The 26,525-nt window shown below is 71.0% G+C and carries 15 protein-coding genes; 12 read left to right on the top strand and 3 right to left on the bottom strand.

The window, feature by feature from the left end; translation table 11 throughout:
* Positions 1-81: 81 nt before the first annotated feature.
* Positions 82-5,490: a pullulanase-type alpha-1,6-glucosidase gene (pulA, locus tag ABZ659_RS12985; RefSeq protein ID WP_360217508.1), complete on the top strand. Its 5,409-nt coding sequence runs from the start codon at positions 82-84 to the stop codon at positions 5,488-5,490.
* A gap of 66 nt (positions 5,491-5,556) precedes the next feature.
* Positions 5,557-5,916 carry an isomerase gene (locus ABZ659_RS12990; RefSeq protein ID WP_360217440.1) on the top strand — a complete coding sequence of 120 codons (360 nt, stop codon included), beginning with the start codon at positions 5,557-5,559 and terminating at the stop codon, positions 5,914-5,916.
* On the opposite strand, the gene ABZ659_RS12995 is transcribed toward ABZ659_RS12990, so the two are convergent.
* Positions 5,913-6,611, bottom strand: coding sequence for a TetR/AcrR family transcriptional regulator (locus ABZ659_RS12995; protein WP_360217443.1), 699 nt, complete (start codon positions 6,609-6,611; stop codon positions 5,913-5,915). The two genes, ABZ659_RS12990 and ABZ659_RS12995, sit on opposite strands and share 4 nt — an antisense overlap.
* A gap of 159 nt (positions 6,612-6,770) precedes the next feature.
* Positions 6,771-8,684 (bottom strand): hypothetical protein, encoded by a 1,914-nt coding sequence (locus tag ABZ659_RS13000; RefSeq protein ID WP_360217446.1) that lies wholly within the window; start codon positions 8,682-8,684, stop codon positions 6,771-6,773.
* A gap of 653 nt (positions 8,685-9,337) precedes the next feature.
* Between ABZ659_RS13000 and ABZ659_RS13005 the strand changes: the two genes are divergently transcribed.
* The 6 genes from ABZ659_RS13005 to ABZ659_RS13030 all read left to right on the top strand — a co-directional run bounded on the left by ABZ659_RS13005 (position 9,338) and on the right by ABZ659_RS13030 (position 21,095).
* Positions 9,338-10,180 (top strand): FG-GAP repeat protein, encoded by an 843-nt coding sequence (locus ABZ659_RS13005; protein WP_360217449.1) that lies wholly within the window; start codon positions 9,338-9,340, stop codon positions 10,178-10,180.
* The gene (locus tag ABZ659_RS13010) at positions 10,111-12,879 is read left to right on the top strand and encodes a LamG domain-containing protein (RefSeq protein ID WP_360217452.1); all 2,769 of its coding nucleotides are present in this window, start codon (positions 10,111-10,113) and stop codon (positions 12,877-12,879) included. The genes ABZ659_RS13005 and ABZ659_RS13010 overlap by 70 nt, the downstream gene beginning before the upstream one ends.
* 132 nt (positions 12,880-13,011) lie before the next feature.
* A complete protein-coding gene (locus ABZ659_RS13015) occupies positions 13,012-18,060 on the top strand; it encodes a sugar-binding protein (RefSeq protein WP_360217455.1) in 5,049 nt (1,682 codons plus the stop codon).
* Positions 17,958-19,967 (top strand): RHS repeat-associated core domain-containing protein, encoded by a 2,010-nt coding sequence (locus ABZ659_RS13020; protein WP_360217458.1) that lies wholly within the window; start codon positions 17,958-17,960, stop codon positions 19,965-19,967. Before ABZ659_RS13015 ends, ABZ659_RS13020 begins: the two co-directional genes overlap by 103 nt.
* A complete protein-coding gene (locus tag ABZ659_RS13025; protein ID WP_360217461.1) occupies positions 19,967-20,509 on the top strand; it encodes a DUF1629 domain-containing protein in 543 nt (180 codons plus the stop codon). The genes ABZ659_RS13020 and ABZ659_RS13025 overlap by 1 nt, the downstream gene beginning before the upstream one ends.
* 142 nt (positions 20,510-20,651) lie before the next feature.
* On the top strand, positions 20,652-21,095 hold the full coding sequence (locus ABZ659_RS13030; RefSeq protein ID WP_360217464.1) for a hypothetical protein: 444 nt from the start codon (positions 20,652-20,654) through the stop codon (positions 21,093-21,095).
* A gap of 56 nt (positions 21,096-21,151) precedes the next feature.
* Here the strand turns inward: ABZ659_RS13030 and ABZ659_RS13035 are convergent, their stop codons facing one another.
* Positions 21,152-22,666 carry a DUF1996 domain-containing protein gene (locus ABZ659_RS13035; protein ID WP_360217466.1) on the bottom strand — a complete coding sequence of 505 codons (1,515 nt, stop codon included), beginning with the start codon at positions 22,664-22,666 and terminating at the stop codon, positions 21,152-21,154.
* A gap of 233 nt (positions 22,667-22,899) precedes the next feature.
* Here ABZ659_RS13035 and ABZ659_RS13040 point away from each other — a divergent pair, with 233 nt between their 5' ends.
* The 4 genes from ABZ659_RS13040 (at position 22,900) to ABZ659_RS13055 (ending at position 26,416) form a co-directional block, all read left to right on the top strand.
* Complete coding sequence (locus tag ABZ659_RS13040; RefSeq protein ID WP_360217469.1) at positions 22,900-23,271, top strand: arsenate reductase family protein; 372 nt, start codon at positions 22,900-22,902, stop codon at positions 23,269-23,271.
* A 473-nt stretch (positions 23,272-23,744) separates the two neighbouring features.
* Positions 23,745-24,773: a glutamine synthetase gene (gene glnII / locus ABZ659_RS13045; RefSeq protein WP_360217472.1), complete on the top strand. Its 1,029-nt coding sequence runs from the start codon at positions 23,745-23,747 to the stop codon at positions 24,771-24,773.
* Positions 24,774-24,899: 126 nt separating this feature from the next.
* Entirely contained in the window at positions 24,900-25,895 is a 996-nt protein-coding gene (locus ABZ659_RS13050) for an SDR family oxidoreductase (RefSeq protein WP_360217475.1), read from the top strand.
* Positions 25,896-26,107: 212 nt separating this feature from the next.
* Complete coding sequence (locus ABZ659_RS13055; protein WP_360217478.1) at positions 26,108-26,416, top strand: hypothetical protein; 309 nt, start codon at positions 26,108-26,110, stop codon at positions 26,414-26,416.
* Positions 26,417-26,525 lie beyond the last annotated feature (109 nt).

A 26,525-nucleotide genomic window follows, 5' to 3' on the forward strand; every position in this document is an offset into this window, starting at 1 on the left:
GCCCGCACCCCGGCGAAGGAGCCGTCCCGTGGCGCGGGCGTCAGGAGCCGGATGAGCCGTATGCGCAAGGAGTTCAAGCCTGTGATACCGAGATGGCCGGTGCCCCCGGGGCACCGCACCGCACACGCCGGACGCATCGCGGCCGCCACCGCCGCCGTCACCGCCGCCGCGCTCGCCGCGGCCCTCGTCCAGCCGCTGGCCGCGCAGGCCGCCACCCCGCCCCCGCCGCCCTCCGACGCGGCCCTGGCGAAGACGGCGGCCCGGCACGACCTCACCCGCGAGCAGTTCTACTTCGTCCTGCCGGACCGTTTCGCCAACGGCGACACGGCCAACGACAAGGGCGGCCTCACCGGCACCCGGACGACCACCGGGTACGACCCCACCGACAAGGGCTTCTACCAGGGCGGCGACCTCAAGGGCCTGACGCGGCGCCTGGACTACATCAAGGGCCTGGGCACCACCGCCCTCTGGCTCGCCCCCATCTTCAAGAACCAGCCCGTGCAGGGCACCGGGGCCGACGCCTCCGCGGGCTACCACGGGTACTGGATCACCGACTTCACCCAGGTCGACCCGCACTTCGGCACCAACGAGGACCTCGAAACCCTCATCGACAAGGCGCACGCCAAGGGCATCAAGGTCTTCTTCGACGTCATCACCAACCACACCGCCGACGTCGTCGACTACGAGGAGAAGTCCTACGACTACCTCTCCAAGGGCGCGTTCCCGTACCTGACCAAGGACGGCCGGCCCTTCGACGACGCCGACTACGCGGACGGCACCCGGACGTTCCCCGCCGTCGACGGCGACTCCTTCCCGCGCACGCCGGTCGTCCCGGCCGCGAGGAAGAACACCAAGGTGCCGTCCTGGCTCAACGACCCGACGATGTACCACAACCGGGGCGACTCCACCTGGGCCGGGGAGTCCGCCACCTACGGCGACTTCGTCGGCCTGGACGACCTGTGGACCGAGCGTCCCGAGGTCGTCGAGGGCATGGAGAAGATCTACAAGAAGTGGGTCAGGGACTTCGACATCGACGGCTTCCGGATCGACACCGTGAAGCACGTCAACATGGAGTTCTGGACCCAGTGGGCCACCGCCCTCGACGCCTACGCGGCGAAGAAGGGCCGGGACGACTTCTTCATGTTCGGTGAGGTGTACTCGGCGGACCCCGCCGTCACCTCCCCGTACGTCACCCAGGGCCGCCTGGACTCCACCCTGGACTTCCCCTTCCAGGACGCGGCCCGCGCCTACGCCTCCCAGGGCGGCAGCGCGAAGAAGCTCGCGGCGGTCTTCGGCAGCGACTACGCGTACACGACCGACAAGGCCAACGCGTACGAGCAGGTCACCTTCCTCGGCAACCACGACATGGGCCGCATCGGCGGCTTCCTCAAGCAGGACGCCCCCGACGCCTCCGACGCCGAACTGGTCAAGCGGGCCGAGCTCGCCAACGAGCTGATGTTCCTCAACCGCGGCAACCCGGTCGTGTACTACGGCGACGAGCAGGGCTTCACCGGCCCCGGCGGCGACAAGGACGCCCGCCAGACCATGTTCGCCTCCCGGACCGCCGACTACCTCGACGACGACCTCCTCGGCACCGACCGCACCCACGCCGAGGACGCCTACGACACCAGCGCGCCGCTCTACCGGCAGATCAGCGCCCTGGCCAAGCTCCGCAAGGCCCACCCGGCCCTCGCGGACGGCGTCCAGACCGAGCGCTACGCCGCCGACGGGGCGGGCGTCTACGCCGTCTCCCGCACGGACGCCAAGACCGGCACCGAGTACGTCGTCGCCTTCAACAACGCCGACGGCGCCAGGACGGCCACCTTCGCCACCGGCTCCGCGCACATGACCTTCCGCGGCCTCTACGGCACCGACGCCACCGTCAGGTCCGGCGCCGACCGCGAGGTCACCGTCACGGTCCCGGCGGGCTCGGCGATCGTGCTGAAGGCGGCGGGCGCCCTCGACAGGCCCGCCACCAAGCCGACCGTCACCCTCAAGGCCCCCGAGGCGGGCGCCACCGGCACCGTCGAGGTCACGGCCGACGTCGACGGCGGCCAGCTCAACCGCGTCGTCTTCGCCGCCCAGACCGGCAACGGCAGGTGGCGGACCCTCGGTACCGCCGACCACGCCCCCTACAAGGTCACCCACACCATCGGCGAGGACGTGGCCCCCGGCACCGCCCTGCGCTACAAGGCCGTGGTGGTCGACTCGACGGGCCGCACCGCCAGCGCGACGGCCGCCTCCACCACCGGCACCCCGCCCGCCCCCGAGGTCCCCACCGCGTCCTCCCGTGACTACGCCGTCGTCCACTACCAGCGCGAGGACGGCGACTACGCCGACTGGGGCGTCTACGCCTGGGGCGACCTCGCCGACGGCGAGGCCACCGACTGGCCGGACAGCCACCCCTTCGTCGGCCGCGACGCCTACGGCGCCTTCGCCTACGTCAAGCTGAAGCCGGGCGCCTCCGACGTCGGCTTCCTGGTCATCGACAAGGACGGCAACAAGGACGTCGCGACCGACCGCTCGATCGACGTCACCAAGACCGGCGAGGTCTGGATCGAGCAGGGCAAGGAGACGGTGCGCACCGAGCGTCCCGACTACCCGGCGCAGGACACCGGCAAGGCCGTACTCCACTACCACCGCGCCGACGGGAACTACGACGGCTGGGGAATGCACGTCTGGTCCGGAGCGGCCAGCCCCACCGACTGGTCGAAGCCCCTGGAGCCGGTGCGGACCGACGCCTACGGCGCGGTCTACGAGGTGCCGCTCACCGAGGGCGCCACCAGCCTCAGCTACATCCTCCACAAGGGCGACGAGAAGGACCTGCCCACCGACCAGGCCCTGGACCTCAAGGCCAACGGCTACGAGGTGTGGCTGTTGAACGGGCAGGAGAAGTACCTGCTGCCCCAGCCCGCGGGCTCCGCGGCGGCCCTCGACCTGACCACCTCCAAGGCGGTCTGGCTGGACCGGGACACCGTCGCCTGGAACGGCTCGGAGGCCGCCGCCTCCACCCAGCTCCTGGCCTCCCGCACCGGCTCCATCAAGGTCACCGACGCCACGCTGACCAGCGACGACGAGCGTTGGCTGCGGCTGACGAAGACCACCCTGACCGACGCCCAGAAGGCGGAGTTCCCGCACCTGAGGGACGCCACCGCCTGGACGGTCGACCCACGGGACCGCGACCGCGTCCGCCAGGCCCTGCGCGGCCAGGTCGTCGCCACCCAGCGCGCCGCCAACGGCGCCGTCCTCGCGGCGACGGGCGTGCAGATCGGCGGCGTCCTCGACGACCTGTACGACGCCACCGGGGCCGACCTCGGCCCGACGTTCCGCAAGGGCCGCCCGACGCTCGCGGTCTGGGCGCCGACGGCACAGAACGTGGCCCTCGACATCGGCGGCAGGACGGTCCCGATGCGGCGGAACGCCACCACCGGCGTCTGGTCCGTCACGGGCCCGGCGTCCTGGAAGAACCAGCCGTACCGGTACGTCGTCAGGGTGTGGGCGCCCAGCGTCCGCGAGGTCGTCACCAACAAGGTCACCGACCCCTACTCGGTCGCCCTGACCACCGACTCCGAGCGCAGCCTCGTCGTCGACCTCGACGACCGGGCACTGGCCCCGAAGGGCTGGTCCAAGCTCAGCAAGCCCAGGGCGGTCCCGCTGAAGGACGCCCGGATCCAGGAACTGCACGTCCGGGACTTCTCCGTCGCGGACGCCACCGCCGACCACCCCGGCACCTACCTGGCGTTCACCGACAGGACCAGCGACGGCAGCAAGCACCTCCGCGAACTGGCCGAGGCGGGCACCTCGTACGTGCACCTGCTCCCGGCGTTCGACATCGCCACCATCCCCGAGAGGAAGAGCGACCAGGCCACCGTCGACTGCGACCTCGCCGCCCTGCCCGCCGACTCCGAGCGGCAGCAGGAGTGCGTGGCCGAGGTCGCCGCGAAGGACGCCTACAACTGGGGCTACGACCCGTACCACTACACGGTCCCCGAGGGCTCCTACGCCACCGACCCGGACGGCACGGCCCGCACGGTCGAGTTCCGCGAGATGGTCAAGGCGCTCAACGAGGACGGCCTCAGGGTCGTCATGGACGTCGTCTACAACCACACCGCCGCCAGCGGCCAGGCCAAGACCTCCGTCCTGGACCGGATCGTCCCCGGCTACTATCAGCGCCTGCTCGCCGACGGCTCGGTGGCCAACAGCACCTGCTGCGCCAACACCGCCACCGAGAACGCCATGATGGGCAAGCTGGTGGTCGACTCGATCGTCACCTGGGCCAGGGAGTACAAGGTCGACGGCTTCCGCTTCGACCTGATGGGCCACCACCCGAAGGCCAACATCCTGGCGGTCCGCGAGGCCCTCGACGCGCTGACCCCCGCCAAGGACGGCGTGGACGGCAAGAAGATCATCCTCTACGGCGAGGGCTGGAACTTCGGCGAGGTCGCCGACGACGCCCGCTTCGTCCAGGCCACGCAGAAGAACATGGCGGGCACCGGCATCGCCACCTTCTCCGACCGCGCCCGGGACGCCGTCCGCGGCGGCGGCCCCTTCGACGAGGACCCCGGCGTGCAGGGCTTCGCCTCCGGCCTCTACACCGAGCCCAACTCCTCGGCGGACAACGGCACCGAGGCCGAGCAGAAGGCCCGGCTCCTGCACTACCAGGACCTCATCAAGGTCGGCCTGACCGGCAACCTCGCCGACTTCACGTTCACCGACACCCACGGCAAGGAGGTCAAGGGCTCCCAGGTCGACTACAACGGCGCCCCCGCCGGATACGCGGCGGCACCCGGCGACGCCCTCGCCTACGCGGACGCCCACGACAACGAGAGCCTCTTCGACGCCCTCGCGTTCAAGCTGCCCGCCTCGGTGAGCGCCACCGACCGGGCCAGGATGCAGGTCCTCGCCATGGCCACGGCCACCCTCTCGCAGGGCCCGGCCCTCTCCCAGGCGGGCACCGACCTGCTGCGCTCCAAGTCCCTCGACCGCAACTCCTACGACAGCGGCGACTGGTTCAACGCGATCCACTGGAACTGCGCCGACGGCAACGGCTTCGGGCGCGGGCTGCCGATGGCCACCGACAACCAGTCCAAGTGGCCGTACGCCAAGCCGCTGCTGACCGGCGTCAGCGTCGGCTGCGCGCAGATCGAGGGCGCGTCGACGGCGTACCAGGACCTGCTGAGGATCCGTACGACGGAGAAGTCCTTCTCCCTCGACACGGCCGCCCAGGTCCAGTCCCGCCTCTCCTTCCCGCTCTCCGGCGAGGACGAGACCCCCGGCGTGATCACCATGCGCCTCGGTGACCTGGTCGTCGTCTTCAACGCGACCCCGGACACCCAGGAGCAGCGGGTCGGCGCCCTGGCCGACGCGGGCTACCGCCTGCACCCGGTCCAGGCGTCCGGCGCGGACGAGGTGGTCAAGCGGGCCGAGTACGCCCCCGCGACCGGCACGTTCACCGTCCCCGGCCGCACGGTGGCGGTGTTCACACGCTGACCGGAAGGCGGTGATCTGCGGCTAGGGTGAGCCTCCCGCGAAGGTGTCGGAACAGGAGTCCACCCCATGCCGCAGATCACCGTCGAACGGTCCCCCCGCCTCGACCACGTCGACTGGGAGCGGTTCGCCCTCGCGCTGCACCCGGTGGTCGTGGAGACGGCGGCGGCGCGCGTCGAGGCGTGCAAGACGCGCGTCCTGCGCGCCGAGGACGAGGCGGTCGGCGCGGAGGCGGAGGGCCACGCGATCGTGAACGTCACGCTCGCCCTGCTCCCGGGCCGCTCCGAGGAGACCAAGGCCAGACTCACCGAGGCGGTCGTGGAACTGCTGCGCGAGCACGTGGAGCCGGTGGACGGCGTCACCTTGCACCTGTCCGCCGAGGTCCGGGAGCTGGACGCGTCGTACCAGAAGGCCGTGGTCGCCGGTTAGGACGACGGGGAGGCCAGCGAGATCAGCCGGGCGGCGAGGTCCCCGAAGGGCCCGTCGCCCGGCTCGTCCCGGAGCACGCGCCGCAGGATCGCCGTCAGCTCGTCGTCGTAGGCGGCGCTGACGGCGGCCAGCGCGGCGAAGTCGTTGACGAGCTGCGCCTCCAGCTCACCGCGTGGGATGCGCCGACCGTCCAGCCAGAGCAACGCCGTCGACTCGGCCAGCGAGATCCACGACCGGACCACCAGCTCCAGCCGCGCGGGCGGCTCCCCGACGCCGAGATGGGCCAGGATCTGCTCGTAGGCGGCCTGCCGTACGGAGTCGATGAGCGCGTTGGTCGTGGACGAACCGACCGCCGGGCCTCCGCGCATCAGCGCCGAGAACCCGGGCCCGTGATCGTCGACGAAGTCGAAGTAGCGCCGCATCACCCGCAGCAGCCGCGCCCCCAACGGCCCTTCGTGCGGCTCCACGAACCGCCCCGCGAGATCGTCCGCGGCGCGCCGCAACGCGGCCTCGTACAGGCTGAGTTTGCCGGGGAAGTAGTGGTAGACGAGCGGACGCGAGATGCCCGCGGCCGACGCTATCTCGTCGATGGAGACCTCGTCCGGGGACCGACGGCTGAACAGGTCGAGGGCGACGCCGATCAGCTGCTGTCGGCGCTCCTCGACTCCCATCCTGCGGCGCACCCCGGTAGTCATGGACACACCTTACCGATCGGTTCCGGCCTTCAGCCGACCGGACCGACCGCGATCGCCCACACTTCCCTCACATGTCCCACACGATTCGGTCACTCCTCGCCCGCGAGACGCAGATCAGCATCGAGTCCGCCCGCTCCGGGAACGGCGGCGCCTCGGTGCTCAGCGCAGCCCTTCCACCGTCCGCCCGTCCTCCAGGGACCCCGTCAGCTCGGCCCGCGCGCCCGCCTCCGCCTCGGCGGTCAGCAGATGGCCCTGCGCGGACCCCTCGATCCCGCCACTCGCCCGCACGGACACGGTGTCCCGGTCGCCGGCCGCGAGCAGGTACCAGTCACCCTCCGTCGACTTCCACAGCACCCCGGCCAGCACATGCGGATCCCGCGCCCCGCACGCCGGACTGTCCTGGGCCTGCGCCGCCACCGCCCCGGACCGGCCGCCCGGCGTACGGAACTGGGCCAGCACCCGCGCCCCGGCACCCCGCCAGGTGTCGGCGCGGGTGCACACCCACCCCGCCGAGCCGCTCGCGTCGGGCAGCGGCTGCTCGGTGAACTGCCAGGCGTTCACCGACCGCACCCCGCTCCCGCGCACCGCCCCCAGCGAGCAGGCGTACGGCGCCCAGGTGCGCAGCTCCTCCGCGCCGCTCGCGTCGTGGGTCGCACCGGGGTGACCGGTGGTCAGCCGGGCGGGCACCAGCTCACCGAGGTCGGTGGTGACGCGGGTGCCGGAGGCGTCGGTCAGCTCCAGCGCGTTCCAGGAGGCGCAGGCGCCGGTGCGGGCGGCCGGGCTGGCCAGCGGTGAGGTGACCCCGTCGGCCAGGGTGAGGTCCATCGCCCCGGCGCCCGGCTTCAGCAGGTCGCGCTCGGCCGCGCCGGTCACCCAGGGCGCGGTCAGATACCGGACGTTGCCGTCGGTGCGCTGGAGGACCACCGCGCCCGCCTCGGCCCGCGCGGCCCCGTCGACCCGCGCGAGGTCGAGGGCGGCACCGGCCGTGCCGTCCTTCGGCTCGGCGTAGCGGACGATCCGCAGACCGTCGTAGAGGATCACCACGCGCGCGGCGTCCACCTCGCCCGCGTACAGCAGTTGGGGCGGCCCGGCGGGACCCCCGGCCGGGGTGCCCGGCGTGGCGGAGACCACGACGGTCTCCCCGGGGCGGGCCCAGACGGCGAGGGCGCGGCGCAGCAGGGCCTTGTCGCCGGTGAGGCCGCCGCGGGCGGGCCACACCGAGAAGTCGGTACGCGCCGAGGTCCGCCACGCGCTGGGCGCGACCCGGGTCAGCTGCCCGGGGTCGAGGGCGGCCTGCGCGGCCGGGTTGCGGGCGTACGGCGGGGCGGCGGCGCCGTCCGGGGCCCAGCCGTCGCCCGGCAGTCCGAGCAGCGCCCCGCACACGGCGACGGCGGCAGCGGCGGCGAGCGCGGCCTTCAGGTGCTGGCGGCGGCGCATCAGGTCGGTGGGCCGCGCCTGGAGCGAGCAGGGGTCGAACTCCGGCGACTCAAGCAGCGCGTACCGCGCCGGTACCTCGTCCGCCTCCCGCAGCGCGCCCTCGACGTCACCGACGCCCGCTTCGCCGAGCACCGCCCGTACGTCGCCGTCCGGCAGCTTCTCCAGACCGCGCAGCGCGTACGCGGCCCGGGCGGGCGAGGACAGCGCCGACAACTGCTGGTCGAGGGCGAGTTCGTCGGCGCCGCCGGAGCGCGGGAAGAGCCTGAGCCCCCAGACCTGGGGCAGCGGCATCGGCAGTTGCGCCCGCTTGGGCCACGCCCGGAACGTCCGCGGCAGCCCCGCCTCCAGCGCCGTACGCAGCACCCGCAGCCGCACGAAGGCGTACCCCGGGTCGCCGTCCCGGCCGCTGGACTGGGCCGGGATCACCGGCGCGGGCGTCCGGCCCCGGGGCAGCGCGCGCTGCACCAGGGCGTGCGCGGTGAGCACCCGCCGGTTGCGCCCCAGCCGGGGCGGCAACACCAGATAGGCGAGCCGGACCAGCCGCGGGTAGTGCTCGACGAGCGCGGCCTCGGCCTGCTCGACATCGAGGACCGGGTCGGCGGGGGCGGGGGGCGGGGCGACATCCTGTGACTGCACGCCCAGCGCAACGAACGAGGGGGCGGTTGGTCACCCGAGGGCCGTCCCACACGGCGAGCAACTCGTCGGCCGCGCCGACGACATCGAGGGCTGACCCCGCGCGGCGCGGGATGTGGCAGTCAGAAAATCGGCGCACACGGGTTCTCTTGTATTTCTGCGGACACATGTCGGCATGGAGTTATTCGACGTCCATGTCCTTGTCGTAAGCGAAAAGGCATGGCTATTCCGTATGTGTCAGGAGTAACCGGCTTTCCCGTTCATCGATGAAAGGAGCGGGCAAATGCATCCGGAGTATTCATCTACTCTTGACTGACCAGCGGCTTGATCGCTTATCTTCTGTTCACTCGACGTCGGGCGCCCCACCGCACGGCAACTTCGAGAACACACCGTTCTGTTGACGGCCCCGCGGACGCGGTGGCCGCCTATTGCCATGTAGCGATGTGCGAAGGGGCTGGCTGCACATGGGGTTCGAGCGCTCGCCTGCCCACCCTGCCCTCCTCCGGCCCGTGGGCCGCACACGACCGTCACAGGGGGGCCGGGCGCCTTGCGCTGACGCCCCCAATCCCTCGCGGCTATACGCCATTTGAGCTGCGGCTGCACGTATCCGTCAGGAGCCACATGTGCCCTGAGAAGTCGAGAAGGATGGAGACCATGTGCTGACTCTGCGAGGCAGAGGGATGATGCCGCGACTGCTCGCGGGCTGTTCGGTGGGGGTGCTGCTGGCGTTGGGAGTGGACACGTCGACCGCGTCGACCGCCGCAGCCGCCGGCTGCACGGCGGGAGCCGATTCGGACTTCAACGGCGACGGCGTACGGGACCTGGCGATCGCTGACCCTGAGGCGACGGTCTCCGGGCACGCCGAGGCCGGCCTGGTGCGGATCGTCTACGGCGGCGGCAAGGGGTTGGCCGAGATCCACCAGGACTCCGCCGGCGTGCCGGGGGCCCCGGAGCCGGGGGACCGGTTCGGGCACAGCCTGGCGGCCGTCGACTACAACAAGGACGGTTGCACCGACCTGGTCGTCGGCATCCCGTACGAGGACATCGGAGAAACACCTGACTCGGGCCTGGTGCAGGTGCTGTACGGCGCGACGACCGGACTGGCCACCGGGACGGCCGTGACGGAACTGCTCCAGGGCAGCGGCTCGGGTAGCTTGGCCGCGTCGGAGCCCGAGAACCAGGACTGGCTCGGCTTCGCGGTGGCGGGCGGCAGGACCTCGGCAGGCGAGCCGTACCTGGCGATCGGGGTGCCGGGCGAGGACCTGGGAACCACCGCGGACGCCGGCATGGCGCACTACCTGCGCGGCACGGCGAACGTGAGCATCCACCAGGACCATGACGGCGTGCAGGGCGTCGCCGAGGCGGACGACCGCTTCGGCTACTCGCTGGCCGCCACCCCGAAGCATCTGGGGCCGGGTCCGCTCAGGCGGTGCAGGCCGGCCCCGGCGCCGGCGGCCGCACCGCCGAGGTGGACCTGCGGGTGGGCAAGGGTCGTCTGACGCTGGTCCCGGACCGCACCATGCTGACCGGCGAGGACACCACGTACCCCGTGGTGATCGACCCGATCCAGCGCACCACTTCCCGTACCGCCTGGACCGGGGTGACGTCGGGCTTCCCGACCGACCAGGACTGGAAGTACTCCGGCAGCGCCGGCGCGGGCAGGTGCCCCACCGACTACAACCCCGTGAGCTGCAACGGCGTGGGGGTGCGGCGGCTCCTGTTCACCATGCCGATGTCCTTCTACAAGGGCAAGCAGATCCTGGGCGCCACCTTCAGTGCCCGGCTCAACCACGTCTACTGGGCCGACGCGCGGGCCGAACCGGTCGACCTGTACCGGATCGGCGGCAAGAACTACACCGTCACCTCCAGCAGCAACTGGTCCAACACCAGCGACGACTGGGACGACTACCTGCTGACGGTGGACAAGCAGATCAACCCCACCTCGTGCGGCAGCCAGGCCAACCTGCACTTCGAGGGCGGCGAACTCAAGACCGAGGTGCAGACCGCCGCGACCGAGGGCTGGTCCTCCATGTCGCTGGGCATCCGCGCCAAGGACGAGACGACCTTCGGTGGCTGGAAGCGGATCTGCGGCAACTCCTACCTGAAGATCAGCTACAACACCCCGCCGAAGCAGATCAGCACTAGCTGGATGTCCTCCAACCCCGGTGGACGCTGCGTCTGGGGCTCCACCGTGCGCCCCTACACCGACGTGGCCCCGCAACTGCGCACCGAGGCCCGCGACCCGGACCACAACTCCACCACCACCGACCCGGTGAAGGTGCAGTTCAAGGTGGACTGGACGCACAAGGACGGCACCGCCCAGTCCTACACCTACGACACCGGATACAAGTCGCCCAACACCGGGACGACCTTCACCCACACGGTGAAGTCGACGGTGATCGCGAACGTCAAACAGAACTCGGTGATCTACTGGAGCGCCCGCGCCTATGACGGCGACGCCTGGGGAGCGTGGAGCTATACCGGCGACCCCGCCCAGCGCTGCGAGATCGTGTTCGACTCGACTCGGCCGGGCGCCCCGCGGGTGTCCTCCGCCGAGTACCCGGACGATCTGATCTACCACGACGGGGTGGGCACGGCGGGAAGCTTTACCTTCTCGCCGAACACCGACGACGGCATCTCCGACACCGACCTGGTGGAGTACCGCTACAGCTTCGACGACGCCCCGATGCAGCCCGTCGCCCCCGCCACGGCAGGCGGACCGGCCACGGTGCCCTTCACCCCGCTGCGGCCCGGCAAGCACTGGGTGACGGTCGAGGCGTACGACCGGGCGGGCAACTCCAGCGTTCCCGCACTGCACGAGTTCCTGGTCACCGAGGGCAAGCCCGTGCTCGGCCAGTGGAACTTGGCGGACGCCGCGGGAGCGGAGAACGCCCACGACGAGTCGGGCGACTACCCCGCCGCCTCCGGCACCGGCGTCACCTTCGGAGTGCAGGGCCCGGGTGGCGCCGCCGACACGGCGGCCCGCCTGGACGGCACCGCCAACGCCTATCTGGACACCGGCGCCACCGTGCTGGACACCAACGACAGCTTCAGCGTCAGCGCCTGGGTACGCCCCACCGCGCTGGACCGCTCGATGACGGTGATCAGCCAGAACGGCAGCGGCGAACCGGGCTTCGTGCTCGGCTACGACCAGGTCTCCGGATCCTGGGCCTTCGGACAGCCGGTCAGTGACGTGGCCGCGCTGGGCAGTTGGCAGGCCAAGGCGGGCGTGAGCGTGGTCAAGGACCAGTGGGTCCTGATCACCGGCGTCTACGACGCGCACGCCGCCGACGGACCGGAACTGCGGCTGTACGTCAACGACGTGCTCAAGGGCACCGCCAAGCGGCGTTCGTCCTGGACCGCCCACGGCGCCCTCCAGATCGGCCGCTCGGTGGCCAAGTCGGGCTACCGCGATCACTTCACCGGCGACCTGGCCGAGGTGCGGGTGTTCGACCGGGTGCTGCCGGCGTCCCAGGTGGCGGAGCTGATGACGGTCAAGCCGCAGCGCAAGGGCTACTGGCCGCTCGACTCGGCCACCGTCGGCAGCTCGGCGAACGTACAGTCCGGCGGCGAGGCGCTCACCCTGAACGGCAACGCGGCGATCTACAGCCCGGCAGACGAGCTGTTCGACCCGCCAGCGCTGGTCGGCTCCGGCCATCTGCAACTCGACGGCGACGGCGACTGGGCGGCCACCAGCACCCCGCCGACGACGGGCGGCTCCAGCTTCACCATCACCGCCCGCGCCCAGCTCACCACCCTGGACCCGGTGAAGTCGCAGACCGTGTTCTCCCTGCCGGGTGTGGCGGCGGACCGGGTCGCGGTGCGCTACCAGGCCGCCACCGGTCAGTGGGAGCTTGAGGTCAACAAGACCGACGCGGCCGGCGCGGAGCAGGTTCTGGTGACCGACGACCAAGAACTGCCGGTCTCCGGCGGCCCGGGCCAGCATCTGGCGGTGGTGTACGACGCCTTCGCCAACGAGCTGCGGCTGTATGTGGAGGGCCAGCTAGCCTCCATCGCCCAGGCCGAGGACACCACCTTGTGGGCCGCCGATGGCGGACTCCAAGTGGGCCGCTCCGCCCAGGGCGGCGGCAGCGAGTACTTCGCCGGAGCGCTGGACGAGGTGCGGGTGTACGCGGGCGTGCTCGACGCCGGCAAGGTCCGGATCACCGCCGACCTCACCCCGTTGCCCGGCATGTAGTCCACGGCACCGCTGTGCGGCGCCCGCCCTCGAACGGGGGCGGGCGCCGCATGTCCGCTGCCCTCCACCCCTTCCATGTCCCCGCCGGCGCGCTTCGCTGCCGCGCAGGCATCCGATCTGCGGGAGATTTCCGTGAAATGGCTGAGAGGCGGTCTGCTCGACCGCCACCTACCCCAACGCGCCGTCGGGACCCTGGCGCTCGGACTGAGCCTGGCCCTCGCGGCCACCGGTGCCCAGGCGCTGCCGATCGAGGCCGCGGTGTCGGGCCGGGCGCTGCAGCAGGACCCCGACCCGGCCGAGTCCGAGGACGCCAAGGCCGCCGGCCGCCCGGCGGACGCGGCGAAGAAGGCCGCGGTCACGGTGCTGGAGAAGGCCGCGTGGCCAGAGCCCGGCAGCGTCGAGGTCCCGGTCGACGCGGCTGGGAAGGCCGTCGGCAAGGCCCGGGCCGGAGGGCTCGGCATCACGGTCGGGGCCCCCGAAGCGGCGAAGCGGGCCGAGAAGGGGAAGCGGGCCCGGGACACCGATCCAGGTGCGGTGGCGAAGGCCAAGGTGACCGCGCTGGACCACAGGGCCGCCAGGGAGCTGGGCGCCGCCGCGCTGCTGCGGGTGGAGCGGACAGACGGCAAGGCCGAGGCCGGCAAGGTCCGGCTGACCGTGGACTACGCGGAGTTCGCCGAAGCATACGGCGGCGACTACGCGGCCCGGTTGCGGCTGGTGCAGTTGCCGGGCTGTGCGGCCGTGGCCCCGCCCGGCAGCGCGGACTGCCCCGCGCAGCCGGTAGAGCTGCCCACCCGCAACAGCGTGGACAAGCGCACGATCTCCGCCGACGTCACCGCTCACCCCGCCCAGGAAGGGCTGTCCACACAGACCACGCGGGCCACCGGGCTGCTTGCCGTGACCGCGGGAGCCTCCTCATCGCAAGGGGACTACAAGGCGACCCCGCTGTCCCCGTCGGCGAGTTGGAGCGTCTCCAACTCCTCCGGCGGCTTCTCCTGGAACTACCCGATCCGCACCGCCCCCGCCCCCGGCGGTCTGGCACCTTCGGTGGGCCTGGGCTACTCCTCCCAGTCGGTGGACGGCCGTACCTCGGTCACCAACAACCAGGGCTCGTGGCTCGGCGAGGGCTTCTCCTACGAGGCGGGCTACATCGAGCGCGCCTACAAGCCCTGCGCGGACGACGGCCACTCCACCTCGGCTGAGCAGTGCTGGGCCTTCGACAACGCCACCATCCTGCTCGACGGCACCTCCAGCCAGCTGATCAAGGATGACGACGGCGGCGAGTGGCACTTCACCAACGAGTCCGGCGCCAAGGTGGAGAAGATCACCTCGTCCGGCAACGGCGACGACAACGGCGAGGCGTGGAAGGTCACCACCACCGACGGCACCGAGTACTACTTCGGCCTGCACAGGCTGCCGGGCTGGGCCTCGGGCGACGAGACCACGAACTCGGTGTGGACCGCCCCGGTCTTCGGTGACGACTCCGGCGAGCCCTGCTACCAGGCCACCTTCACCTCGGCGCACTGCCAGCAGGCCTGGCGCTGGAACCTCGACTACGTCAAGGACACCCACGGCAACGTGATGTCCTACTACTACGGGGCTGAGGTCAACCACTACGCCCTGAACGCCAAGACCGACGTCAACGGCACCCCGTACGAGCGCGGCGGCTATCTGAAGCGCATCGACTACGGCCAGCGCGACGGCCAGGTGTACGCGGCCAAGGCACCGGCCCGGGTGGTCTTCGACGTCTCCGAACGCTGTCTGCCCACCACGGACTTCGACTGCGCGACGGCCAAGCGGACCACCGCCAACGCCGCGCACTGGCCGGACACCCCCGTCGACCTGGAGTGCAAGGCCGCGACCAGGTGCACGTCCAGCCAGGTGGTGCCGTCGTTCTTCACCACCAAGCGGCTCACCGCGATCACCACACAGGTCCGCAAGGACACCACCAGCTACCAGGACGTGGACGCCTGGTCGCTGACGCACATCTTCACCGACAACGGCGACCAGTCGAAGACGCTCTGGCTCTCGAAGATCGGCCACGAGGGCAGGGTCGGCGGCAGCATCAAGCTCCCGAGCCTGGACCTCCAGGGCATCCAGCTCCCCAACCGGGTGGACAAGGACGGCGACAACATCGACGCCTTCCACCGCTTCCGCCTGGTCACCGTGGTTTCGGAGACCGGCGCACAGCTAGACGTGACCTATGCCCCGGCCGACTGCAGCGCCACCGCGCTGCCCGAGCCGGGCACATCGGTCAAGCGTTGCTATCCCGTCAAGTGGGCGCCCCCCGGCTACACCGAGCCGGTCACCGACTGGTTCCACAAGTACGTGGTCGCCGAGACCCTTGAGACCGACCGCACCGGCGGCGGCGCCGACCTGGTCACCCGCTACGACTACCAGGGCCCGGCCGCCTGGCGGCACGTCCCGGCCGACGGCCTGACCCCGGAGAAGTACCGTACCTGGAGCCAGTGGCAGGGCTACGGCAAGGTATCGGTCACCGCGGGCGACGGCGAGACCATGCCCAGCCGGGTCGACTACACGTACCTACAGGGTATGCACGGCGACAAGGACCCAGCCGGCGGCACCCGCAGCGTCACCGTCACCGACTCCACGGGTGTTGAGTACACCGACCACCCGGAGTTCACCGGCTTCGAGATCGAGTCGGCCGCCTACAGCGCCGGCAAGATCGTCGCCAAGTCGGTCACGGAGCCGTCCAAGCGGGACACCGCCACCCAGACCCGGTCCTGGGGGACGGTCAAGGCCACCCTGGTCCAGACGAAGACCAACCGTGACTACAAGGCGAGGAAGGACGGCACCTGGCAGTCGACCAAGACGGTCACCAGCTACGACACCGCCACCGACGCGGGACGGCTGACCCAGGTCGAGGAACTCGGCGACACCGAGCGGACGGGCGACGAGCAGTGCACCCGCATCTGGTACGCCGACAACGCGGCCAAGAACATCCTCTCGCTGCCCCGGCGCAGCGAAGCCGTTTCGGTGGCCTGTTCCCTCACCCCGGACCGCAGCACCCAGGTGCTGGCCGACGAGCGGGTCTCCTACGACGGTGGCGCCTACGGCGCGGCGCCGGTCAGGGGCGATGCCACCAGGACGGAGCGGCTGACCAAGCACGACGGCACCACCGCCACGTACCAGGTCACCGGCACCACCGAGTACGACGCCTTCGGCCGCCCGACGTCCCAGACGGACGCCGGGAACGCCACGACCACCACGCGGTACACCGACGTCAACGGCCTGATCTCGCGGACCGAGGTCACCAACGCGCTCGGTCACGTCACCACCACCGACTACGCCCCGGCCTGGGGCGTCTCCACCGGCCAGAGCGACCCCAACGGCAAGCGCACCGAGCTGGCCTACGACGCCCTCGGCCGGCTGGTGTCGGTGTGGCTGGCGGACCGGGCGAAGACCCAGACGCCGAGCATCAAGTACAGCTACGACGTCCGTAAGGACAAGGTCACCGCCGTCAAGATGGAGAAGATCCAGATCGACGGCACGTACGGCGCCGAGTACCAGCTCTATGACAGCCTGCTGCGCTCCCGGCAGATCCAGACCCAGGGGCCGGACGGCAGCCGGATGATGGCCGACACCTTCTACGACGGCGTCGGCAAGATCAAGAAGGTCAACCAGACCTACAACGCCCTGGGCGCGCCCGAAGGCGAGCTCCAGATCGTCACCAACGGCGAGGTCGGCGCGCAGACCCTGTGGCAGTACGACGGCATGGGTCGCCCGACCGCGGAGATCTTCGCTGTGGCCGGGGTCGAGCAGTGGCGCACCACCACCGTCTACGAGGGGGACCGCACCCACACCGACCCGCCCGTCGGCGGTGTGCCCACCACGGCCATCACCGACATCGCGGGCCGCACCGTCGAGTTGCGCCACTACGAGGGTGGCAGCCCCAACCCGCAGGCGGCCGAGGGCCCGGGGAACGGGTACGACGCGACGAAGTACAGCTACACGCCCGGCGGCCAGCTGAAGACGGTCACCGACGCCGAGGGCAACGTCTGGTCCTACGAGTACGACCAGCTCGGCCGGCAGACCAAGAGCACCGACCCGGACGCCGGCACCACGATCACCGCATACGACGCCCTGGACCACCAGGTGTCGATCACCGACGCACGCGGGATCAAGACCTCCACGCAGTACGACAAGCTGGGCCGCCCCACGTTCACCTGGGAGGGCGAGCCCGGCACCGGCACCAAGCTCACCGAGACCCGCTACGACCGGGCGGGGTGGCTGGGCCAGGCCTGGGCCTCGCTGCGCTTCGTCGACGGCGGTCCCTCGTACTTCGCCAGCGTCACCCAGGAGATGGACGAGTTCTACCGTCCGCTGAAGGCGGCGTACTCGGTGCCCGCCTCCGAAGGGGCACTCGCCGGCACGTACGTCTTCACCAGCGCCTACAGCCGTGACGGCACCCTGCGCAGCATGGGTATGCCCGCGGTCGGCACCCTGGGCGCGGAGACCCTGGAGCTCGGCTATGACGAGTTGCAGCGGCCGTCGTCCATGAGCAGCAACCTGGGGAGCTATGTCACCGGCGCGGTGTTCTCCACCACCAGCCAGCTCAAGCAGCTACAGCTCTCCACCGGAAGCGGCGCGCAGGTCAACCAGACCTTCCAGTACGAGAAGGGCACCGACCGGCTGAGGAGTTCAGCCACCGACATCATCGGCAAGGGCGCCGTCCGGGACGCGCACTACTCCTACGACCAGGCCGGCAACGTCACCGCGATCTCCGACCTGGCCGGCGGCGTGCCGGACGTCCAGTGCTTCGCCTACGACACCCGCCAGCGGCTCTCCCAGGCATGGACCCCCGCGGCCACCGCGGCGACCGCGGCGGGCTCCGGCACCGTCGGCAGCCAGCTCAGCGGCAGCCGCCGTCGGCCTGTGCGGGCGCACCCGGCAGCCAGCCGCTCGGCGGCCCGGCGGCGTACTGGAAGTCCTACGCCACCGACGCCATCGGCAACCGCACCAAGGAGGTCATCCACGACACCACGCTTGACCCGGCCAAGGACATCGTCCGCGACTACACCTACGGCGAGGACGAGGCCGGCCCGCACGCCGTCACCACGGTGGTGGAGAACACCCCGACCGGCGACCGCCGCTACAGCTACGGCTACGACGTCACCGGCAACACCACCACGCGTACCGCCGGCGGCGACACCCAGACGCTGACCTGGGATGCCGAGGGCAAGCTGGGCAAGACCACGGAGGCCGACGGCAAGGAGGCCACCTACGTCTACGACACCAGCGGCAACCGTGTACTGCGCCGCGACGCCGAGGCCACCACGGTCTACCTGCCGGGCACGGAACTGCGTCTGGCGAAGGGCTCGTCGAGCGTCGAGGCGACCCGCTACTACACCTTCGCCGACCAGACCATCGCGGTCCGTACCGGCGACGGTGAGCTGTCCTGGCTCGCAGCCGACCACCACGGCACCGGCGAGGTCGCCATCAACGCCGCCACCGGCGCGGTGGCCCAGCGCCGCTCCGACCCGTTCGGGCAGGAGCGGGGCGAGGCCACGGGGGTCTGGCCCGGTGAGAAGGGGTTCGTCGGCGGGACGATCGACGCACAGACCGGGCTGGTCCACATCGGTGCCCGGGAGTACGACCCCGGGCTGGGCAAGTTCATCTCCGTCGACCCGATCGTCGCGTACACCCAGCCACAGCAGATCAACGGCTACGCATACGCCAACAACAGCCCGGTCACGCACAGCGATCCGACCGGTCTGATCGTTCCGGAGTGCGCCCAGGGCCTGATCGAGTGCCGGGGCGGTGTACCCGTCGTCCACACGGACAAGGACGTCCGCGACGCTCAGGCCAAGGAGAGCAAGGCCAAGTCCGATCTGGGCGCGGCCCAGCTACAGCACTCGCGGGCCAAGCAGAAGATCAAGAGCGCTGTCTCCGGCCTGGTCGAGATCGCCAAGGACATCCTCGGCATCAACGCGGCCATGGACTGCTTTTCCAGCGGTGACCTCGGCGCCTGCGGAGAGACGGCACTCAACATCGCCGGGAGCTTCGCCGGTGGCCTGGCGGGCAAGATCCTCGCCAAGTACGGGGCTCCGTGGAACTGGGGCAGGGCCGCAAAGCTCGTCAAACGCGTATGGGGCCTGGCCGGCGACCTGATCAGCGGGTTCAAGGGGCTGGGGAAGGCCTCCGCGGCGGTCTCGAAGGCCCAGAACGGTCTGGACCGGGCGACCGACGCGCTCAAGGCCGCGAAGGCGAAGGCCGCCGCGAAGGCGAAGGCCGCCAAGAGCAAGATCACCAAGAAGGAGCCGGACTGCCACAGCTTCCTACCCGGTACCCGAGTCCTCCTCGCCGACGGCAGCACCAAGGCCATCGAGGACGTCGAGCTGGGCGAGAAGGTCACCGTCACGGACCCGGAGACCGGCGAGACCACGACCCGGGAGGTCGTCGGGACGATCGTCACAGAGGACGACAAGCACTTCGTCGACCTTACTCTCACCGCCGACGGTGAGCTGGACGCGGCGCTGATCACCACGACGACCCATCCGCTGTGGGTGGTGTCCGAAGGCGAGTGGGTGCCAGCGGGCGAACTCCGGCCAGGGATGACCGTACGGACCGCACAGGGCACGACCGCCGAGGTCGAGTCCGTCCGCCACTTCGAGCGCCGGCAGCGCACGCACGACCTCACCGTCGACCAGATCCACACCTACTACGTGGTGCCGGGCTCGATCTCGACGCTGGTGCACAACTGCGACAGCGCCAAGCTGGGCCGCAACCTCATCAAGAACGGTGAGGCCAAGCCCGTCGGCGTGGACGCCCAGGCGCACCACATGGTCCCGTGCGGAGCACGGAAGGCCAAGCCCGCACAGCAGATCCTCAAGAAGCACAACATCGACATCAACTCCGCCGAGAACGGCGTGTGGATGAGTCACCAGGGACACCGTGGCACCTTCACCAGCGCGAAGGGCAGGGACTACTACGGTTATGTCAACGACGGCATCAGGAACGCGGACGCACTCGGTGGCAGACAGGGAGTGCTGGACTTCCTGGCGGAGCTGAAGACGCAACTCTCCGCAGTCGACCAGTACGCACGATTCGAAAGGTACGGGAAGCTCTGATGGGCTACCTCGTTGAGCTGGACACCGGTGAGTACGGCTGTGTCGACGCGGATGAGAGCGTCTTCCCCGTGGACATCACGGAGCATGACTGGCGGACCCCCTATCCCGCGGTCCAGGCTGAGCCCGTCTTCGAGTGGGAGCGGGGGGAAAGCCGGGTCAGGCCCGATGTGTTCTGGTATCCGCAGATGGGCGACTGGGTGTGCGGCGAGCGCGCCTACCGGACACTCAAGGAGTGTGCGGGGCAGGACCTGCACACCATCGCCCGGGGCACCCTCGACGGGGAGCCGGTCTTCCTGGTTCAGGTGACCACCGTGCTGGACGTGGTGGACATGGAGGCGTCGATCGTCGAGCGGTACCCGTCGTACGAGGTGCTGGCCTTCCCCGCCTTCTGGCGACATGCCGAGGAGGAGATCGCGGGCCGGCTGTTCCGCGTGCCGAAGGCCATGACGATGCTGTTCTGCGGAGAGCGCGTGAAGGCGGCGCTGGAGGCCGCCGGGATCAAGGGCCTGCGGTTCGTCCCCGCGGACTGGAGCGAGGGCTGAGCCCCGTCCGGCAGTAGAGCGGTAGGCCGGGTACGCCGCGCTCCCGAGAGGGCGCGGCGTACCGCGTTGAGCAGGCGGTGCCCGGCGCCCGTATCGAAGTGCGGCACACGTGTGCGTTCCCGCACTGGACCCGGAGGAACAGATGAGGCTGACCCGACCGATGCTCGCCCTGGGCGGCGCCGCGCTGGCACTGGCGCTCGTGGGCTGCGGCGCCGACGGCGACCAGGACGCCGTACCGGAGACGGCGACCGGCAGCCTGGAGCATCTGGCCGCCGAGGCGCGGTGCCAGCCGGACATCCAGATCGATGCCGACGAGTTGCGGCAGGCGCTCTGCAAGGGGGCGGCCGACAAGTACGTGCTGCTGACCTTCGCCACCGACCGGGGGCAGCGGGAGTGGATCAACGAGGCCAAGGACTACGGCGGTTACTACCTCGTCGGGCGGAAGTGGCTCGCCGTCGGGCACGAGGACGTGGTGACACGGCTGCGGGCCACGCTGGGCGGGGACATCGAGGTCGGCGCCGATCACTCCGGCGCCGGTCACTCCGGTGCAGGTCGATCCGGTGGGCACGGGGGGCACGGAGGCTGAGCACGCCGAAGGGGGCGGCGGGAGGTGTGGTGTCTCCCGCCGCCCCCTTTACGGTGCTACTCGCAGTCCTCACCCGAGTTGATGCACTCCACCACCCGGTTCATCAGGTCCTCGTCCATGACGTTGATGAAGTCGTTGTGGTCGGTGATCGGCTTGTGCAACTGCTCCGGGAAGCCGTCCACCGCGAACGGCGCCCGGATCTGCCCGTTCTCGATGGTCGGCGCCGGGACGTCGTACACCAGCCGGACCTGGAGCTGCGGGATGGCCTGGAAGCCCTCCGGGCAGCTGCCGTCCTCCTGGACGAAGGCCACGTGGTCGCGGTGGTTGGCGCTGTCGATGTTCTGGCCGTCCCAGCAGCTCTGGAAGTTGGCCGTGCGCACCACCTGGCTGCCCTGCGGGCAGATCGGGTACTTGTCGCGCAGCTGGCGGTCCTCGAAGCCGGTGCAGCTCCACGCCGCGTTGGCGTTCGCGTCGCCGTTGGTGAACGCGTTGGCGGCGCCGGTGATGATGCGCAGGAACTTCGGCATCGCGACGACATCGCCCTGCTTGCTGCCGACGAAGCGGATCTCGGCCTGGCTGGCCTTCACCACGCGGCCGACGTTGCCTTCGAGGCCACCGCCCAGTTCACCCGCGTCGAACTCCTGGGTGCCGTCCTGGACGCGGATCACCGGCCAGTAGTACGTCGACCTGTCCGCCTGGTTCTGGCAGGACGTGTCGGCGTCGGCCAGGTCCTGGTCGCTGGCGAAGGCGTCGTTGCCCTGGTTGCCGACGTAGTCGTGGAGGTGGTGGGCGCCGTTGTCGACACCCGGGGCGACGATCAGGTTGTCGGTGTTGAACTTGTTGTTCTCGTTCACGCCGCAGACCGTGGTGAACGAGCCCTGCGACCCGGAGTCGCCGTTGGCCGCGAAGCCGTTGCCGTTCGACGGCGGGGTGTTGGGCTCGACGGTGGTGATGTCGACGAAGTCGTCCGCGAAGGGGCCGGCGGCGCCGTTGCCGTTGTCGCCGACCTGACCGCCGCCGCCACCGTCGCCGCCCTGGCCGGGCTCCGCGCTCGGCTGCTCGCTCTCCGGCGGTGTCTGGCCGTCGCCCTCGGTGACCTCGTCGCCGCCCATGCCCTTGCACTCGGCGAGCTTGCCCAGCCACCTCGGCGTGTACCCGCCCGCGCGGCGGACGTTGATGCCGATCCGGTCGATGGTGGCGGTGCGCTTGGACTTCAGGGGGCCGAGGATGGCGTTCTGCACGAAGGCGGGGTCGCCCTCCTGGGCCTGACGCGTCGACGCGAGCCGGGCGTACGCCTCGGTGATCTGCTTGTCGAGGTTCGCCAGCTCCCTGGCGACACCGTTGCGCGCCCGCCGCGGCACCTTCCGCAGCCGTTCGCCGACGTCCGGACAGGAGATCGTGGCGATCCGCGCGCCCGTCGTGCCGGCCCGGGTCTCCGCCCTGTTCGACTCGTGCGCCGAGGCGTGGAAGTTAGCCCAGACCAGCCCGCCCCCACCGAGCGCTAGGGCCGCCGATGCGGCTATGGCCTTGGTGGCCAGCGGCGTACGGCGTTTTCTCGTGTTGCGTCCCATGGAACTCCTCTGACTTCCTTGCGGGGCATCCCTTGCGGGGCAGCGAGGCGCCCGACAGGAGTGAAGCGGCGCACTCCCATACGGAGGCGGTCCCACCGGTGTTCAGCCGTCCCGGGAATTGCCGTCGGATTCCTGGGCCCCTCGGGTTTCAACTGCCCGATGGAGACCGCGAGTTGTTGATCCAGCGCGGGAGGTGACGGCTCCGGCGGCGGGTGGGACGTAGCGTGGGCGGCATGGAGATCTGGATCAACCCGGCCTGTTCCAAGTGCCGCGCCGCCGTCAGCCTGCTCGACGCCGAGGGGGCCGAGTACACCGTCCGCCGCTATCTGGAGGAGGTGCCGGGGGAGGACGAGATCAGGGAGGTGCTCGCCCGCCTCGGCCTCGAACCGTGGGACATCACCCGCACCCGGGAGGCCGTCGCCAGGGAACTCGGCGTCGGGCAGTGGCCCCGGGACGCGGCGGCGCGGGACCGGTGGATCACCGCCCTCGCCGAGCACCCGAAGCTGATCCAGCGGCCGATCATCACCGCGGACGACGGTACGGCGGTGGTGGGGCGCACGGAGGAGGCGGTGCGGGAGGCGCTGTCCCGGACGGGCGACGCATGAGGGTGGTGTGACGCAGGCCATGCCCATCCGCTCCCGGTGAACGACGCGGCCTTCGAGCAGCTCCGCGAGCCCGGCAGGTTCCGCATCCGCCGGGCGGTCGTCGAGGAGGCGGCCTGAGGCACACGGCGGCACGGCAGCCTGCGGCACGGCGAGGCGGCGTCCGGGGGCGTCACCTCGCCGGCGCGGCGGCGACTCCCCGCTCCCCGGTGCCGTATTCCCATCGCATACGAGCCGTCGTCCGGCCGGGGCCGCGGGCGCGGACCGGCGGCTGTCGGCGGGGGGCCGCGCACTCCGTCCCGTCTCACGGCGTGAGGCTGGCCACACCATCACCAGGTAACACGGGGTTCACAAACGGGCAATGGCCGGGAAACCGCCTGTTGACAGGCTGCCGGGCAGATCACCGCGGTGCCCCAGTGCCGTAGCGCCGTAGCACCCGCAAGCGCGCCCAGACCCACCCCCGAAGGAAGTGGCCCGTGACCTTCAAGGCTGAGTACATCTGGATCGACGGCACCCAGCCGACGGCCAAGCTCCGTTCCAAGACGAAGATTCTGGCCGACTCAGCCAAGGGCGCCGAGCTGCCGATCTGGGGCTTCGACGGTTCCTCCACCAACCAGGCCGAGGGCCACGCCTCCGACTGCGTGCTCAAGCCGGTCTTCTCCTGCCCGGACCCGATCCGCGGCGGCGACGACATCCTGGTGCTGTGCGAGGTCCTCAACACGGACATGACCCCGCACTCCTCCAACACGCGCGCCGCGCTGGCCGAGGTCGAGGAGAAGTTCGCCGCGCAGGAGCCGATCTTCGGCATCGAGCAGGAGTACACCTTCTTCGACGGCTCCCGTCCGCTGGGCTTCCCCGAGGGCGGCTTCCCCGCCCCGCAGGGCGGCTACTACTGCGGTGTCGGCGCCGACGAGATCTTCGGCCGCGACGTCGTCGAGGCGCACCTGGAGAACTGCCTGAAGGCGGGGCTGGGCATCTCCGGCATCAACGCCGAGGTCATGCCGGGCCAGTGGGAGTTCCAGGTGGGCCCGCTGGCCCCGCTGGAGGTCTCCGACCAGCTGTGGGTGGCCCGCTGGCTGCTCTACCGCACCGCCGAGGACTTCGGTGTCTCCGCCACCCTCGACCCCAAGCCGGTCAAGGGCGACTGGAACGGCGCGGGCGCGCACACCAACTTCTCCACCAAGGCGATGCGCGAGGGCTACGAGGCCATCATCACCGCGTGCGAGTCGCTCGGTGAGGGCTCCAAGCCGCTCGACCACGTCAAGAACTACGGCGCGGGCATCGACGACCGCCTCACCGGCCTGCACGAGACCGCCCCGTGGGACGAGTACTCGTACGGCGTCTCCAACCGCGGCGCCTCGGTGCGCATCCCGTGGCAGGTCGAGAAGGACGGCAAGGGCTACATCGAGGACCGCCGTCCGAACGCCAACGTCGACCCGTACGTGGTGACCCGCCTCCTCGTCGACACCTGCTGCTCGGCGCTGGAGAAGGCCGGGCAGGTCTGATCCACCAGCTTCCCCTGAGGGCGTCCGCCGGTTCGGCGGGCGCCCTTCGGCGTGGCACCGGCAGCGCGTCTGCTGACGGCAGAGGGGGGTACCGCGGCGGCAGCCCGCCGGGGCAGAGTCACCGGCATGAGGCTACTGACGCTGGGCGGTACGGAGTTCGTGGGGCGGGCCGTGGTGGAGGCGGCGCTGGCGCGCGGCTGGGACGTGACCGTGTTCCACCGGGGACGGCACAGGCCTCCGGCCGGGGTGCGGTCGCTGCGCGGTGACCGGACCGACCCGGACGGACTGGCCGCCCTCGCCCGGGGCGGCACCTGGGAGGCCGTGGTCGACACCTGGTCGGCGGCGCCCCGCGCGGTGCGGGACGCGGCACGGCTGCTGCGGGAGCGGGCGGGCCGGTTCGCGTACGTGTCGAGTTGCTCGGTGTACGCCTGGCCGCGGCCCGCCGGGTACACCGAGGACGCCCCGCTGGTCGAGGGCGCCTCCGCCGACGCCGACGCCACCGACTACGCGCGGGACAAGCGGGGCGGTGAACTGGCCGCCGAGGCCGCCTTCGGCGCGGACCGGTCACTGCTGGTGCGGTGCGGACTGATCCTCGGGCCGTACGAGAACATCGGCCGTCTGCCGTGGTGGCTGAACCGGACGGCCCGCGGCGGCCCCGTGCTCGCCCCGGGACCGCGTGACCTGCCGCTCCAGTACGTCGACGTCCGTGACCTGGCGGACTGGACGCTGGACGCGGTGGAGGGGCGGCTGAGCGGGCCGTACAACCTGGTCAGCCCGTCGGGCCACACCACGATGGGCGGGCTGCTGGACGCCTGCGCGGAGGTGACGGGCGGGGCGGCCGAGCTGCGCTGGACCGAGCCGGAGACCGTGCTGGCGGCGGGCATCGAGCCCTGGACCCAGCTGCCGGTGTGGGTGCCCCCGGCGAGCGAGCTGCACGACGCCGTGCACGGCGCGGACGTCTCCCGGGCCGTCGCGGCGGGCCTGCGCTGCCGTCCCGTGACGGAGACGGTCGCCGACACCTGGAGCTGGCTGCGCGGCCTCGGCGGCACCGCGCCACAGCGCCCGGACCGGCCGGTGGTGGGGCTGGACCCCCGGGTGGAGGCGGAGGTGCTGGGCGAGTGAGGGAGGTCGGCTCTGTTCGAATTCACAGCCGACTCCACGGGCCTCAGGGGCCCACCCTGACACACTCCCGATTCCCCACTCCACCAGCGGATTTGAGGGGTTCTCAGGCATCGGCCATTGTCAGTGGTGGGCAGTAGACTGTAAGCAGTGTTCGAGAGTTCCGGCGGGGCCTGCGCCCCCGCCGGAACTCTGACCGCGACAGGAGGTTGCCTGTGCCCGCTGCCGCTCTCAAGCCGCTGCCCACCCAGTCCACCGCGAGGCGTCCCGTCCAGCTCGACCTGCCGTACGCACCCGTGGAGAAGCGCCCGCTGCCGCCGGGCCGACCCCGCGAGTGGTACGTCACGCACAACCGCCGTCTGAAGGCCATGCGTCTGGCGATCGCCCTGCTCGACTCGGGCGTCTACGTACCGAACCAGGCGCGCGACGAGAAGATCCGCAGCACCGCGGCGCTGATCGGCGTACACCCGCCGTCGGACACGACGTGCCACATGGTGCGCGCCCTGATCCGCTACAGCCGCTGAGAGATCCGTGCCAGGGCCGCCGGGTGCCCGCCCCGCAGCGTGGGGGCTGCCGTCGGGCGGCGCGACCGGAGCGCGTTACTGGGGTCAGTAACCCACAACTCGCTGCCCG

This window comes from Streptomyces sp. NPDC006997, from assembly GCF_040635175.1.
GTDB lineage: Bacteria > Actinomycetota > Actinomycetes > Streptomycetales > Streptomycetaceae > Streptomyces.

What these genes read in the sequence shown, in the direction of transcription:
- ABZ659_RS12990 (WP_360217440.1), top strand. Translation starts at nt 5,557, where the DNA reads ATGCCGCAGATCACCGTCGAACGGTCCCCCCGCCTCGACCACGTCGAC.
- ABZ659_RS12995 (WP_360217443.1), bottom strand. Translation starts at nt 6,611, where the DNA reads ATGACTACCGGGGTGCGCCGCAGGATGGGAGTCGAGGAGCGCCGACAG.
- ABZ659_RS13025 (WP_360217461.1), top strand. Translation starts at nt 19,967, where the DNA reads ATGGGCTACCTCGTTGAGCTGGACACCGGTGAGTACGGCTGTGTCGAC.
- ABZ659_RS13030 (WP_360217464.1), top strand. Translation starts at nt 20,652, where the DNA reads ATGAGGCTGACCCGACCGATGCTCGCCCTGGGCGGCGCCGCGCTGGCA.
- ABZ659_RS13035 (WP_360217466.1), bottom strand. Translation starts at nt 22,666, where the DNA reads ATGGGACGCAACACGAGAAAACGCCGTACGCCGCTGGCCACCAAGGCC.
- ABZ659_RS13040 (WP_360217469.1), top strand. Translation starts at nt 22,900, where the DNA reads ATGGAGATCTGGATCAACCCGGCCTGTTCCAAGTGCCGCGCCGCCGTC.
- ABZ659_RS13050 (WP_360217475.1), top strand. Translation starts at nt 24,900, where the DNA reads ATGAGGCTACTGACGCTGGGCGGTACGGAGTTCGTGGGGCGGGCCGTG.